Annotated in this window: 12 protein-coding genes; 4 read left to right on the plus strand and 8 right to left on the minus strand. The window is 62.2% G+C overall.

The window, feature by feature from the left end; genetic code table 11:
* The first annotated feature begins 99 nt into the window (after nucleotides 1-99).
* Both NKI61_RS23210 and NKI61_RS23215 read left to right on the plus strand, forming a co-directional pair.
* Complete coding sequence (locus NKI61_RS23210) at nucleotides 100-927, plus strand: SDR family NAD(P)-dependent oxidoreductase (RefSeq protein WP_023684241.1); 828 nt, start codon at nucleotides 100-102, stop codon at nucleotides 925-927.
* Nucleotides 928-1,263: 336 nt separating this feature from the next.
* On the plus strand, nucleotides 1,264-2,601 hold the full coding sequence (locus NKI61_RS23215; RefSeq protein ID WP_023684240.1) for an O-antigen ligase family protein: 1,338 nt from the start codon (nucleotides 1,264-1,266) through the stop codon (nucleotides 2,599-2,601).
* A gap of 169 nt (nucleotides 2,602-2,770) precedes the next feature.
* Here NKI61_RS23215 and NKI61_RS23220 read toward each other — a convergent pair whose 3' ends face one another.
* Nucleotides 2,771-3,994, minus strand: a complete 1,224-nt coding sequence (locus NKI61_RS23220) for a polysaccharide biosynthesis/export family protein (RefSeq protein ID WP_032903882.1) — start codon at nucleotides 3,992-3,994, stop codon at nucleotides 2,771-2,773.
* A 217-nt stretch (nucleotides 3,995-4,211) separates the two neighbouring features.
* Complete coding sequence (locus tag NKI61_RS23225; protein ID WP_023668816.1) at nucleotides 4,212-4,889, minus strand: sugar transferase; 678 nt, start codon at nucleotides 4,887-4,889, stop codon at nucleotides 4,212-4,214.
* Between the two features lie 634 nt (nucleotides 4,890-5,523).
* Here NKI61_RS23225 and NKI61_RS23230 point away from each other — a divergent pair.
* Complete coding sequence (locus tag NKI61_RS23230; protein WP_352840968.1) at nucleotides 5,524-5,769, plus strand: exopolysaccharide production repressor protein; 246 nt, start codon at nucleotides 5,524-5,526, stop codon at nucleotides 5,767-5,769.
* Between the two features lie 47 nt (nucleotides 5,770-5,816).
* Here NKI61_RS23230 and NKI61_RS23235 read toward each other — a convergent pair whose 3' ends face one another.
* The 6 genes from NKI61_RS23235 to NKI61_RS23260 form a co-directional block, all read right to left on the minus strand.
* Entirely contained in the window at nucleotides 5,817-7,652 is a 1,836-nt protein-coding gene (locus tag NKI61_RS23235; RefSeq protein ID WP_023711265.1) for an ABC transporter ATP-binding protein, read from the minus strand.
* Between the two features lie 5 nt (nucleotides 7,653-7,657).
* Nucleotides 7,658-8,626, minus strand: a complete 969-nt coding sequence (locus tag NKI61_RS23240) for a phosphoenolpyruvate carboxykinase (ATP) (RefSeq protein ID WP_352840971.1) — start codon at nucleotides 8,624-8,626, stop codon at nucleotides 7,658-7,660.
* Nucleotides 8,626-10,542 carry a lasso peptide isopeptide bond-forming cyclase gene (locus NKI61_RS23245; protein ID WP_352840972.1) on the minus strand — a complete coding sequence of 639 codons (1,917 nt, stop codon included), beginning with the start codon at nucleotides 10,540-10,542 and terminating at the stop codon, nucleotides 8,626-8,628. The genes NKI61_RS23240 and NKI61_RS23245 overlap by 1 nt, the downstream gene beginning before the upstream one ends.
* Before the next feature lie 3 nt (nucleotides 10,543-10,545).
* Entirely contained in the window at nucleotides 10,546-10,920 is a 375-nt protein-coding gene (locus NKI61_RS23250; RefSeq protein WP_023702339.1) for a lasso peptide biosynthesis B2 protein, read from the minus strand.
* Between the two features lie 25 nt (nucleotides 10,921-10,945).
* A complete protein-coding gene (locus NKI61_RS23255) occupies nucleotides 10,946-11,215 on the minus strand; it encodes a PqqD family protein (protein ID WP_245259933.1) in 270 nt (89 codons plus the stop codon).
* A gap of 162 nt (nucleotides 11,216-11,377) precedes the next feature.
* Nucleotides 11,378-11,530 (minus strand): lasso RiPP family leader peptide-containing protein, encoded by a 153-nt coding sequence (locus tag NKI61_RS23260; protein WP_023684233.1) that lies wholly within the window; start codon nucleotides 11,528-11,530, stop codon nucleotides 11,378-11,380.
* A gap of 478 nt (nucleotides 11,531-12,008) precedes the next feature.
* Here NKI61_RS23260 and NKI61_RS23265 point away from each other — a divergent pair, with 478 nt between their 5' ends.
* Nucleotides 12,009-13,133 (plus strand): nucleotidyltransferase family protein, encoded by a 1,125-nt coding sequence (locus tag NKI61_RS23265; protein WP_023745201.1) that lies wholly within the window; start codon nucleotides 12,009-12,011, stop codon nucleotides 13,131-13,133.
* The last annotated feature ends 135 nt before the right edge of the window (nucleotides 13,134-13,268 follow it).

The raw sequence follows: 13,268 nt of genomic DNA on the forward strand, positions 1-13,268 counted from the left end.
AAACTCGATGTTACGGCCGCGTTGCCGGCAAGGTAGCGCTCCTAGCCGGCGACGGACTATGAATAAACGCATCGTACGTCGCATCGGAGACTGCCCACCATGACAGACCTTTCCGGCCGCAGCGCCATCGTCACCGGCGGGTTTTCCGGCATGGGTTTCGCCATTGCTACGGCCCTGGCGCAAGCCGGCGCCAATGTCGCCGTCGGCTCCTACATCGCGCCCGCCGGCGCCGACAGATCCGACGCCGCCTACTATCCCGGCGCCGATGAACTCGAGCGCGTGCGGTTGGCCCTGTCGGCACACGGCACCAGGGTTTGTGCCGCCCATCTCGATGTCCGCGACAGCGAGGTGACCAACCGGTTTGCAGCCGACGCGCAGGCCGCCATCGGCCCGGCCGACATACTGGTCAATGCCGCGGGCACCACCGCAGAACAGCCGGTCTGCGGCCATTCCGACGCGCTGTGGGACAAGATCGTCGACACCAATCTCAGCGGAGCGTTCCGCGTCACCCGAGCTGTGCTGCCCGGCATGATCGAGCGCGGCTGGGGCCGTATCGTCAACATCGGCTCGACGGCGGCTTCCGTCGGCTGGAAGGACAACCCGGCCTACTGCGCCTCGAAGGCCGGGCTGCTCGGCCTTACCCGCTGCGTGGCGCTGGAAGGCGCCGCGCACGGTGTCACCTGCGTCATGATCAGCCCGACCTGGGTCGAGACCGAACTGATGCGCCGCAACGTGGCGCAGGTCGTCGAGCGTGAGGGCAAGGGCAGAACCGCCGAGGAAGCGATGGCCGAGATCGCCAAGGGCAATCCCCAGCAGCGCATGCTGCAGCCGCAGGAAATCGCGGCTCTAGCCGTGTTCCTGTGTTCGGATCTGGCCAAGGGCATCACCATGGAAAACATCCAGATCACCGGCGGGGCGCTGTGGTAGTGTGTTCTCCTCGCCTGATCAGAGCTGCCGTGCTGGGTGGGCTACCGGCTGACCTCTCCCTGTTCGCTGGAGCAATTCCACGAAAAGTGTGAACGGGTTCCAACAGGAATTGCATCAAAACAAAGGGTTAGAGCAGTTCGTCGTTCCCGCAAAACGGTGAACGGCTCCGATGTAAGACAAGGTGACCGGATTTGCCATTGAGCATGGCGTGCGATAGGTTATATTGCACTGCACAATGGAGATGCCGTTTATTGCACGCCCCTGTTTGCGGACATGCCGGCTGGCTTGCGGCCGGTCTGGCTTGCCGACCTTGGGCCGCGTCGCCGGGACTCTGAGATGAAAATTCCAAAGGCCCTGCTGGTCGACCCCGAGAAGAACTCGGTCTATGGCGCCTTTGCAGTGGCCGTATCGGTCTGGGCGTTCTCCTATTCCGTCATTTTCGGCCAGGTGCTGATCCTGGCCTACTACGCCGTCTGGCTTCCGCTTATCCTCGTCGACTACCGGCGCTTCCTGCGGCAGTTGTCTAGCGCCTGGCTGCCGTTGCTGTTCGCGGCCTATGTCTGCTTCTCCGTCTTCTGGTCGCAGGCGCCCGGCATCACCGCCAGAACCGCGGTCCAGTACTTTTCCCACATTGCCTGCGCCTATGTCGCGGCGCGCACCGTCAGCGTACGCACCCTGACGCTCGGCGCCCTGATCGGGATATTCTTCGTCCTGCTCTATTCGCTCAAGGTCGGGGCTTATTCCGAGGACGTGCTTGACGGCACCTACAACTTCGTCGGCGCCTTCGCCTCCAAGAACCAGGTCGGCTTCGTCGGCTCGCTTGGCATCTATTTCTCCGTCGTTTTTCTTACTTTCCTGCGGCGTGGTCGGCTGAGCTTCATACTAACGGTGCCTGTGGTGCTGTTGTCGGCCTTTGTGCTGGTGGTCTCGCATTCCGCCACCTCGATGGCCTCGATACCGGCGGTCCTGGCGCTGATTGCGCTTCTTGCTATGACCAAGCTTTTGTCGCGGCGCTATCGCCGGGTGATCTTCGTGGTCGGCGCTGGTCTGGTCGTCGTGGTGGCCGTTGTTGCGCTCAATCTCGGGCTCATGGACTTCGTGCTTGGCCTCTTTGGTAAGGATTCGACACTCACCGGGCGGACATATCTTTGGGAGCAGGGCTGGAACGCTGCGCAGCGCTCGCCGATCCTCGGCGTCGGTTATGCCGCCTATTGGGTGCAGGGCTTTGCCGAAGCCGAGCGGCTGTGGAACGAATTCTACATCACCACTCGCACCGGCTTCCATTTCCACAACACCTATGTCGAGGCGCTTGTCGAGCTCGGCTTCACCGGCGCGATAATGGTGTCGCTGATCTTGCTGCGCACGCTTTATGGTCACGTTTCGACGGTGATCTTCAAGGCATGGCAGGCCGAATCGGTGGTGCTCTTCGGCGTGATGGTGCTGCTGCTCATCCGCTCCTTCGTCGAGGTCGAGATCCTCAACCCTTACATCATGGGCTCGTTCCTGATGTATTTCAGCTACTTCAAGCTGGCGCGGCTGCCGGTCACCCGCACGCGCTGGTCGCCGGCCTTCGAGCCGGCGGAGGCGGCAAGGGGCGAACCAGCCTGGCCCGGGCATGCCGGCCGTCCGGCCGCCGATCAAGCAAGCCCATGCGTGTCACCCAAAACTGCATAGCGGCTTTGGAGCAGCGACATCCGCGTGAATTCCTTCAAAGCAGCGCGCCGTATCGGTTCGCGGCCTAAAATCGCACATAGCAAAATCTCCGCCAGGCGGGCCTGACGGAGATTGGAATTCTTTGCTCTGGATGGATAGAAAGCGCTGGATCGCGACGTAGTCCCACAGCCTACTGACTGGCCGTCGGCGCCAGCTTCACCTTGATGACGTCGCCCGGCAGCACCGGCGTATCTTCCTTGGCGTCGATCTCGCTGGTCTTGCCGTCGGTCACGCGCACCAGCGAATAGATGAGCGCCGGCTCTTCATTGTTGTTTGTTATGGCGGCGGTCGTGGCCGGGTCCGATGCCTGGGCCATCAGGCCCTGTTGCATGTTGACCCTGAGTGCGGCTTCGTTGAGGTCTGCTTCGACCTGCTGCCGGTCGGCGGCAAGTCTCGAGTTCAACGTGTTCTGGGCATCGATGGCATCCTGCGTCGCCTTGCTGACCGACTGCTTGGCGGTGAGGATCGCCGTCTCATAGTCCAGGATCTTGCCCTGCAGATCGGTGACCGACTGTTGCGAGGAAAGCAGGCGTGCGTTGGCGACCAGGCCCTTTTGCGCCAGCGGACCGATACTGTCCGCCTGCTGCTGCGCCAGGTCGACCTGCTTTTGCTGGTTGACGATCTTTTTCTGCAGCGCCTCGATTTCGGACTGCAGGACCCCTTTCAGATCGTCAAGCGCCTGCAGCTTCAGCTTCAACGCTTTCTGGTCGGAGATCAGGATCTGCATTTCGTCGGCGACGATTGTCGCCAGGCGCGGGTCGCCCTCGACTTCCTTAGGCGCCTCGAAACTCTCCTTGCCGGCGAGATCGGCATCGATGCGGGCACGCTTGACGATCAACCGCACGCGCTGGTCGTCATAAATGTCGAAATTGCCCTTGGCGGTGATCAGATCCTTGCCGAGCTGGGTGCCGAAATCGGCGTTGCGCCGGATGCCGCCGGCGATGCTGATCGCCTTGAGCACGGTCAGCTCCGGCACATAGGGAAACTGGCCAGGCGTCTGGATCTCGCCCGAGATGTAGAACGGCCGGAACTGCACCATTTCCACCGAGGCTTCCGGCTTGTCCGACAAGGCAAGCTTGCGCTGCAGGGCGACGCTGATCGCGGCCGCAACATCCGACGTGGTCTTGCCGGCGGCCGGCAGTTCGCCGACGAACGGCACCGACAAATTGCCGGCTGGACCGACCGAATATTCGCCGTTTACCGCCGACCAGTCACGGAACGTGCCTTCCACCGTCTGCCACTCGGCGACGCGGATGTTGAGCTTGTCCTGCGAGCCGAGCCGGTACTCGTCGGCCATGGCCGGAACCGCGAGCGACAGAGCGAGGCACGTGGCGACGAGCCGTGCCGGCCGCATCGGGCCGGCAAGGCGAAAATACGCTGATATGTCTGTTTTCAACTGACGTTTCCGATCCGTTTTGGCCCCATCCGCCCGATAGGCCTTCTGCCGAGTGCCTCCTTCGGAACCTGGCAGAACACTATGGCTGCAATGCGAGACCGGCCCATCGCCGAATAGCTTTGGACCGGATTGGCTTCGGGCCGTGCCGGCCCGATTGCTGACCAGTTGCGGTCGGTCAGTAGGAACCGCGCGACATCCACACCGCAGGCACGGTCTTGAGGATGATGCGAACGTCTTCGAACAGCGACCAGTTCTCGACATAGTGACGGTCGAACGCGACGCGACTGTCATAGGAGACATCGTTGCGTCCGCTGACCTGCCAGAGCCCGGTCAGGCCCGGCCGCGACTTCAAATAATAGACCGCGGCGCTGCCGTAGATCTCAAGCTCGTCGCGCACCACCGGGCGAGGCCCGACAAGGCTCATGTCGCCCTGCAGGATGTTGATGATCTGCGGCAGCTCGTCGAGGCTGAGCTTGCGCAGAACGGCGCCGACGCGGGTGACGCGCGGATCGTTCTTCAGCTTGCGGGTCGCGATCCATTCGGCGTTGGCTTCCGGATTGGCCGCGAGATAGGCGGCCAGCACACGTTCGCCGTCTTCGACCATGGTGCGGAACTTGAGGCAGGGGAAAATCCGCCCACCGCGTCCGATGCGCTTGTGGCCGTAGAAGATCGAGCCGCCGTCGGAAAGCTTGACCAGAAGGGCCACCATCAGGAACAGCGGGCTAAGCGCCACCAGGCCGACAAGTGAACCGAAAATATCGAAACTGCGCTTCAGCAGCCCGCCGATAGGCGGCGGAAAATCTACGCCGACATGCGAAAATGCCGCATTGGCCGACTTGGCAACGTCCCTCATGCAAAAGCTCCATACGTTGAACGGATGGTTTATGCCACGATACCAAAAAAATGCTGCAGCGCAACACACAATTTCCCATATGGCTGAAATAGTCACGTCAGGAATTGACTAAATAATAAACCCTCCTTGCCCAAATTTTGCCCTTTATGGCGGGTTTGTGACGAATATTTAGCAACCGTAGGAAATGTAATGCCTTTTTTCGGCGGGTTTTGGGCAAATCGTCCTTTGCCGCAGAGGGAACGGCTTTAACTGATTTTCGAATCACTGGCTTTGCTAAATTAATCAAGTAAAATACTAATCAACATTGTGGATTCTACTGTAGTATAAAGCGCATGACGAGTTAGGCCACCACCCCTGCGTGTGCATCGCAGCATGGCGGAGTCCAAGCCGCCGCCAAGCCGAAAATTATTGCTGGTTGCCCTTGCCGTCAGTTTCGCGCCTTAATAGAGTCGCAAATTATTCCTGATAGAGTCTGGATGGGTTGGGAAGGCCGGAAGCAACCGGCCGAAAAAGAGCAGCTAAATAAGCTCGCATGGCGAATGGGGAGATACTCGGGTGGGTAAGTCATCGCTTTTGCATGCTCGGGCCGGTTGACGGGCCGCCGAACATGTCATTACCAAAATTCGTCATTGGAATGGTTTTCGCCCTCGCGATCGTGGTCGCGTGGTCCTATGTCGAGGGCGCGACGGTCACCACAACGGTGCTTCGCGTCATCGGCTGCGCTGTCCTCATCCAAATCGGTTATTTCCTGCTGGTGTATGTGATGATCGCCAGGAGCGCGCCGACATCGGCCGACAGGGCTCGCGACGCCGAAAGAAGCCTCGGCGCCGACAAGGCGGTTGAAGGCGAGAAGCTCTCGGCGAGGCGCAGCGTGCATTGAGCAGTCTGAAGCCGCAAGGTCGGCCTCGGATCATCTTGCAGCCGGACTCAGCCTGCTTCGGCCGGCTCGGGTTCCGATTGCTCGCCTGAAAGCATTTTCGACAGGCGGCTGCCGGCCTTCGCTTTCAACCTCTGATATTGCCCGACTTCGACGATTCGTCCGTTTTCGACTGCAACCACCCAGTCGGCGAAGGCGATCATCGATGGCCTGTGCGCAATGGTCAGGATCGTCATCGATCCGCGCAAGCCGTCGATCGATTTGGCGATCAGGGACTGGTTCTGCCAGTCGAGCGCGCTGGTCGCCTCGTCGAGAATGAGCAGCGAAGGTTTGCGCAGCAGCGCGCGCGCCAGCGCGATGCGCTGGCGTTCGCCGCCCGAGAGCCGGACGCCGCGGTCGCCGACCACCGTGTCGAGCCGCAACTCCAGCCGCTCGACGAAGTCGGCGCCATGCGCAGCGCGCAGTGCAGTCCACAGCTCCGCGTCACTGGCTTGCGGCGCGGCAAGGCGCAGATTGGCGGCGATCGTATCGTGCAGCAGGAACACGTCTTGCGGCACATACGCCACCTGGTCGCGCCAGCGCCGGCGGTTGGCGGCGCCGATCTCGACGCCATCGGCCAGGATCTTGCCCTCGCTCGGTTCGAGCAGGCCAAGCAGCATGTCGGCAAGCGTGCTCTTGCCCGAGCCTGACGGACCGATCAGCGCCGTTACCTTGCCGGCGGGAAGGCCAAAGGTGACATCGCTCACCACCGGCTTGCCGCCGGCCTCATAGGCAAAGGAGACATTGCGGATGTTGAGCCCGACATCGAGCGACAGCTTGGCATCCGATTCGAGGTTTGCCGGCTCGCGTTCGGCATCGAAACGCGCCTGCATGTCGCGCATCGAGGCATAGGCCGGCAGGTTGATCAGCACCTGCTGCGCCTGCATCTGCATGTCCATGAAGCGCGGCGCAATGCGCATGAACACCAGAAGCAGGACAACGATCTCGGCCAGCGAGAGGTTGAAGCGCACCAAAGCGACATAGATGAACAGGCTCAGACCAATGACGCTGGCGACCTGGAACAGAGCGGTGCCGATGGTGCTGTTGCGCACATAGTTGATGTTGTCGGCCTTCATCTTCTCCAGCGTCGCGCGAAGCTGCGCGTAATAGGTCGCCTCGACATTCAGGCTCTTGGCCACCTTGATGCCGCCGAGGAACTCCGAGACCGTTCGGTACTGCTCCTGGCGATTGCTGGTCAAAACCCGGCCGAAGGCGCTGGCTCGTGCCCGAAACGGCTGCAGTGCCAGGAAGGTGACGATGCCGACGACAATGGCAAACGCCGTCATCACTGTCGAAATGAACAGCGAGACAACGAGATAACCCGCCAGAAGCACGGCGATCTGCACCAGCATCAGCAGCGAGAACGCCGCCGACTGCACGCGGTCGATATCGCCGGTCAGCGCATGGTCGAGATCGGAGCTGCGCATGCGCGCGAATATCCCCCACCGCGCCTTGCCGATGCTCTCGAACAGGTTCATGCGCAGGCGATTGATGAAGTCGAGCAGCAGCCGCGCCATGTAGACGGATTTATAGCGGTTGAACGCTGCCTGCAGCGCGACAAGCCCGACCAGCAGGCAAAGCACCGTGGTCAATTGCAGCGTTCCGTCCGGAGCCAGCCAGCGCACCCAGTCGCGGTCAGGCAACCTGACCGCGAAATTCTGCTCGGGTCGCCCGACCAGATGCAGCAGCGGCACCAGAAGCAGGATCGAGATGCCTTCGGTCAGGCTTCCCAGGATCAGGAACAGCAATGCCGTGAAGGTCCTGCGCCCGCCGATCCGGGCCATGGCGGCGCCGAAGCCGGCGACATCGCGGTAAAACGAAAAGCGCAGGATCTGCGATGCGGACATGTCAGTCACCGCGGCCCTTTGTCGGCCGCCAGATCGTTTTCGATCAGGGCGACAGCTTCGCCGATACGGTCGAGCCCGGTGGGCACTTCGAGGCGACAGACGCCGATCTGGCTGGCCAGGGCGGCGCATTGGCGAAGATGTGTCGTGGCAAAATCGCCGACCAGGGCTGGACGGCCGAAACGCGTCACATAGGAAAATTTGATGATTGCCGGCAGGGCGCCGATGCCTGGCAGCGGCGTGATCGCTGCTTTGTCGCTGCGCTCGAGGATATAGATCCGGGTCGCCGGCACCGCGTCTGCCGCAAATCCGGCGTGCAGGCGATGCTGCATCTTGTCGATCGCCGCATGCACCTGCGGGCGTATTTCTGCCTGGCGGATGGGAAACGCGGCGGCCGCATCGGCGGCGAGTTTCAGCTGCGGAAAACCCGGAACGATCATCGGCCGGTCCGTGAGATCGAGCGCCACGACATCGTCGGTCAGCAAGCGATGGCCGGCGCGGATCATCGCGCTCGCGGTCGTCGATTTCCCGGCGCCCTTGTCGCCCATGAAAACAGCGCTCTTGCCGCCGACGGCAATGGCGCTGGCGTGCAGGATGAGCAGGCCGCGCTGGTGCAGGAGCAGTGCCATGACCGGACCGAGCAGCGGAAACGCCAGCAGCGCGTCGTCGACATTAGGCGCCGGCTCCACCTCGATGCGGCAGGCATCGGTGATCAGGAAGGCGCCGACCGTCCGCCAAGCCAGATATTGCTGCCGCGGCTCGAAACGGAAAGCAGTTCCGGTCTCGGGCGAGGGTTTTGGCAGGTCGATCAGGCCGACCGTGATCAGCACATCGACCGCCGCCGGCGCGCTCGGCTCTAGCTCAGGCAGTTCGATCTGCGAAGCGATCGTCAGCCCATAGGCTTTGTAGAAGTGCTGTGCGCGAGCAGCAATTGCATGGCGCTCATCAGCGGCAAGGGGCATGTTGGCCGGCATCATCAGGGGCTCCCGCGCTGTTGCACCTGCCGCAGCCACAACGATAGCGAAATCGAACGCCATACATACTGGACATCGGGCAAGGTGGCGGCCTCGGGTTGGCTGGAAATGCGGCCATAGGCGGCGGTCACCTCAGGCAGGTTGACGTAAGGGGCGATCCGCGCCGCATCTTTCACCAGCACCTTGTCCAGGAGATCGCGGTGATTGCCGAGCATGCCTTTGACCAGGTTCGAGGTGAAATCGATCTTGTCGCGCCGCCACTGCACTGCCGGCGGCAAAATTCCTTCCATGGCGCGGCGCAACACCGAGCGGCCAAAGCCCTGGTTCAGCTTTTCCGCGCCGGGCAGTGTCAGGCAGAACTCGACCAGAGGCTTGTCCCAGAAGGGGTAGCGCGGCTCGACGCCGAAATTCGCCGCCGCCTTGTCGAGTACCTCGAAGGCGTGCGGCACCATGCCGTTCGACAGCAGCCAGCGATGGGTCAAGGTCTCGCTGGCGCTGACCGCGGGCGGCATATAGCCGGCCCTGCGGAACCGTTCGACGAGGTCGGTGCGCATCGCCAGGTCCGGATTGATCAGGCCGCGCCAGCTCGTCGCCGGCCGCCCAGTGGGATGGCGCCGCAATTTGCCAAGCACGCGGTTCGCGAACCGCTTGATTCTCGCGACGCGCCAGGCAGGCCCGTAGAGGGTCAGGAACTTGTAGTAAAGGCCGAGCATGCCGTCGCCATAAGTGTTGGAAGCGCTGCGCAGCTCACGCCACAGCTCCATCCATTTGCCGGCATCGGCGAGTTCGTGCAGATGGCCGTGGCCTTGCGAAACCACCTCGTCGCCACCATGGCCGTCCAGCAGCACCTTCATGCCCTTGGCGCCGGCCGTCCTGTAGATGTCGCGGGTCAGCGACAGGCCGGGGGCCAGGAACGTTTCTTCCTGCTCCTCCAGAATGCGTTCGAATTCCGCGAAGGGCGCGTAGTTGCCGACGGAAATCAAAGTGCCGTCGACCTGCTCCTGTCCAAGCACCGCCTCGATGAAAGGCCGCTCGTCCATCGGCGAGCCCTTTTCGAACACCAGCGAGAAGGTCGGCAGCCTCGGTCTTTGCTGGGCGGCATTCTGCAGGCCCGCCACGCAGGCGATCGAGGAGGAATCGAGGCCTCCGCTCAGCATCGCCCCGACCGCAGGCGTGCCGCGCATGCGGTTGCGGACCGATTGCGAGAACAGATGGCGGAATTCCTCGGCCGTGTCCGCCCGCATCGGTCTTGGCGACGGTTCGATCTGCCAGTAGCGGCGCAGCACCACCTGGTTGCCGGTCACTGTCAGACTGTGGCGCGCCGGCAGGCGGAAGATATCGGCATAGGCTGTCGACTGCGGATCGTCGGGCAGCCCGGCCAGGAATCCCGAAATCTGGTGTTCGCTGATGCGCATGTCGACGCCGCCGGCATCGAGGATCGGCCCGATCTCCGAGGCAAAGACGAAGCGCCGGTCGCTCGAATGATAGTAGAACGGTTTGACGCCGAAATGGTCGCGCACGCAAAACAGCTGCCGGCGCTCGCCATCCCAGATGGCAAAGGCGAAGTCGCCTTGCAGATGCTCGGGGCAGGCTTCGCCCCAGCGCAGATAGGCGCGCATCACAAGCACGGCGTCGGCAACCGAATTGTCCCGGATGCCGAGCCTGGCCAAGAGTTCGTCGCGGTTGTCCAGCCGGCAATCCGCGGTGATTGCGAGCTTGCCGCCGGCCATGGTCAGCGGGCCGGGGCCGGCTTCATCGGTGGTGTTGAGCCAGGCGTGGCCAAGAACGACGCCCTCGTCGATCCACCACGAACTGCCGTCAGGCGCGCGATGCTGCATGCGGGCAAGCATGCGCTGGATGTCGGCCGCGGCGGCCTGCCTGCCTTCCTGCCTCAGCAGAATTCCGGCGACGCCGCTCATCGCTCACTGGCCGTGGTCGACGAGATGGTTAAACCCGCCAAGCGAGCCGCCGAGCACGATATGGTCGCCGCTGACCAGCCAGGCATGCGCCTTCAACTCGGTGCCGGTATCGCGCTCGATGCCGATGCGGATTTTTGAGGCGTTGCCCTGGCGGGCAAGCAAATATTGGCCGGAAAGCGCTTGGGTCAGACAGCTTGCGCCAGGCACCAGGCGGGCAGCCGCAGCCACGCCCCAGGCGACACGCCTGAGATCGCCGATGTCGGCTGGTTCGCGCGCGTCGAGCCGGGTCACCATGCGGCGCACTTTGTTGTAGGAAAGCAGCGTCAGCCCCAGCCGCACCGCCACGACCACCGCAAGGCAGTGGGCGAGAAAGAGCATCTCCGGCCCGCTAAGTGAGAAAGCTCTAGACAAGTTCCTCATCATGGAGCCTCGCAAGCCCGGCGTCCGCCAAGCCCTTCAACAATCCATCGACATCGGCCTTGCAGCGTTCCGGATCGACATTGTAGCGATCCAGCACGGCGCTGCGGATTTCGGAAATCGGCCGCGGCTCCTGGATCAGCTCCCAGATATAGGCGCCGACGCTGTTCAGGCTGTAATAGATGTTGGACCTCATATCGAGCAGCGCCAGGCCGTTGCCGAATTCGCAGGCCACGGCATCCTTGCTCGCGCTCATCCGATCATGGTCCGTGGGGTTCCAGTCCATTCCTAAACCTCGCTCACAACCAACGCTTCGGCAATTCCGGACAAAGACGCGAGAGCCGGGGTTTGACCCCCGACTCTCCTTAGTGCGCTCTGTTTGCAGAGTCCGGACTTTGTCACCCCAACGAGAGAATACTCAGGAGAAGGTGAGTTCGCCGACCGGCGTATGTGCCGGAAACGAGGCGTCGAGTGCCGTAGTACCGCTACCGCCTTGCGTGATGGTCTCGATCGAGCCGTGGACCGTCAGGCTAGGGGTTTCGTACTCATGCTTTTCAACATTCTGTTCCAATTTACTCTCCACTTGTGGACTGGAAGCGGCCTGTCGATTGCCGGCAGCGAGCTATTGCTGCACCGCAATAGCTGCATGGCAGCATTTATGAGTCAAGCCTGATTTACCAGCCGTTAATCAATTCTCGGTTGCGACTCCCTTCAATGGTGATCAAAGCGCTTTGCATTTTCACATCCCAGGAGAATTCAGCAGAGTGTCCGAGGCCGTCAACTAAGTATCTGATTTAATTACGTTAAATTTTCCTTCGAATGCTCCTCACTTGGGCGCTGGCGCATTCCCACAAAATTGTTGCTGACGTACCCGTCACAAGCCCCGATCAGGCGGCGCCTTGCATCTAGGACTGTGTTGCGAAACGTTCAGGTTGCAGGAAATTGGCGCCAAAGGAAAAACTGGACGCGGCGCATGAATTTGGCGATGCTTTGCTTCGCACTTGCAATATAACGCGCCTGGCGAATTTTTTGCGGAGATGCTGCAGCAGATGGCCTTGCAGGAAGGGACCTTCGAAAGGTTGCGCGCCGCTGGCTGCGCCGACGAAGTGGCCTATGTGCAGGCGTGCCTGCGGCTGTTCTTCGCCTCCGGGGCGAGCCCCAGCGCCGCGCCTGCACCGGCCATCTCCGTTGCCGATGTTTGCGACATCGCCAGGCTGAACAAGGTCGCCACCTTCATGCTGAAGGCGCTGTCGCGCCCACCGGCGGGCGAGACGCCGCCGGGATTGCTCGAGTGGCTCGACACTTATCGCCGGCGCACGATTGCGATGAACTCGTCCGGCATCATGGATTCGATGGCCATCGACAAGGCGCTGCGCGGCAGCGGCATCGATTTCGTGTTCCTGAAGGGGCCCCTCCAGCAGCAACTGCTCTATGGCGACCATTTCATGAAGCCGTCCGGAGATGTTGACATATTGGTGTCGCCGGCCGGCTTCTTTAGGGCTCGCGATGCGCTGCGCTCGATCGGCTACGAGGTCGCCGGCAAGTCCCGCTCCGTCTGGTGGGTGCGCTTTCTGGGCGAGCAGCACATGGTTCGCAGCCAAGGTCGGAAATTGTCCACCGTCGATCTCCATTACCGGCTCCAGCAGCCGGGATCGCCCAGCCCGCGCGATACGGAAGGGTTCCTGCGCCGCAAGCGCGCGCTTGCGATCGCCGGCTCCAGCGTGCCGTTCATCTCGGCCTCCGACACTTTGCTTCTGTCCTGCATCAGTGTCGCAAAGGCGCTGTTCAACCGCGAGCCATGCGCGGGCTATGTCTGCGATGTCCGGGCCGCTGCCAGTCGGCTGAGCGAGGCCGAGCAGCAGACTGTGCTCGACTACGCGGTCGAGCAGGGGCTGGCTGACACCCTGCTGCTGGGCCTGCGCGCCGCCGATGTGCTGCTTGGTGGCGCCGGCACGCTGCTGTCGGATCGGGCCACCAGGATCCTGTCACGCATCGGCAATGAAGACCTGTTCCACATGGTCATCGCGCCGTGGCTGTCGTCGCTCAGATGGCCGCAACGGCGCACCGTTTTGTGGGAATTGTGCGGCCGCGAACCTGTCCGCTACCTGACCGAGGCCGGCTGGGCCGCGTCAGCCGACCTCAGCCGGCGGATTTTCGAGCGGGAAAGCCGGTGACGATGAGGGTCGTCATGCAGCAGGCAGATAACGTTCCGTCCCGATCCGCTGGGGATGGATCGGGGTCCGGCGCCGCGCGCCGGGAGGGCGAGGGGCCTCGCGACACTTTATGCAATCGAAAGGCCACCCTATGTC

Source organism: Mesorhizobium sp. M0514 (genome assembly GCF_040321145.1).
Taxonomy (GTDB): domain Bacteria; phylum Pseudomonadota; class Alphaproteobacteria; order Rhizobiales; family Rhizobiaceae; genus Mesorhizobium.

What these genes read in the sequence shown, in the direction of transcription:
- NKI61_RS23230 (WP_352840968.1), top strand. Translation starts at nt 5,524, where the DNA reads ATGGTTTTCGCCCTCGCGATCGTGGTCGCGTGGTCCTATGTCGAGGGC.
- NKI61_RS23235 (WP_023711265.1), bottom strand. Translation starts at nt 7,652, where the DNA reads ATGTCCGCATCGCAGATCCTGCGCTTTTCGTTTTACCGCGATGTCGCC.
- NKI61_RS23265 (WP_023745201.1), top strand. Translation starts at nt 12,009, where the DNA reads ATGGCCTTGCAGGAAGGGACCTTCGAAAGGTTGCGCGCCGCTGGCTGC.
- NKI61_RS23245 (WP_352840972.1), bottom strand. Translation starts at nt 10,542, where the DNA reads ATGAGCGGCGTCGCCGGAATTCTGCTGAGGCAGGAAGGCAGGCAGGCC.
- NKI61_RS23210 (WP_023684241.1), top strand. Translation starts at nt 100, where the DNA reads ATGACAGACCTTTCCGGCCGCAGCGCCATCGTCACCGGCGGGTTTTCC.
- NKI61_RS23240 (WP_352840971.1), bottom strand. Translation starts at nt 8,626, where the DNA reads ATGATGCCGGCCAACATGCCCCTTGCCGCTGATGAGCGCCATGCAATT.
- NKI61_RS23215 (WP_023684240.1), top strand. Translation starts at nt 1,264, where the DNA reads ATGAAAATTCCAAAGGCCCTGCTGGTCGACCCCGAGAAGAACTCGGTC.
- NKI61_RS23220 (WP_032903882.1), bottom strand. Translation starts at nt 3,994, where the DNA reads ATGCGGCCGGCACGGCTCGTCGCCACGTGCCTCGCTCTGTCGCTCGCG.
- NKI61_RS23225 (WP_023668816.1), bottom strand. Translation starts at nt 4,889, where the DNA reads ATGAGGGACGTTGCCAAGTCGGCCAATGCGGCATTTTCGCATGTCGGC.
- NKI61_RS23250 (WP_023702339.1), bottom strand. Translation starts at nt 10,920, where the DNA reads ATGCTCTTTCTCGCCCACTGCCTTGCGGTGGTCGTGGCGGTGCGGCTG.
- NKI61_RS23255 (WP_245259933.1), bottom strand. Translation starts at nt 11,215, where the DNA reads ATGAGCGCGAGCAAGGATGCCGTGGCCTGCGAATTCGGCAACGGCCTG.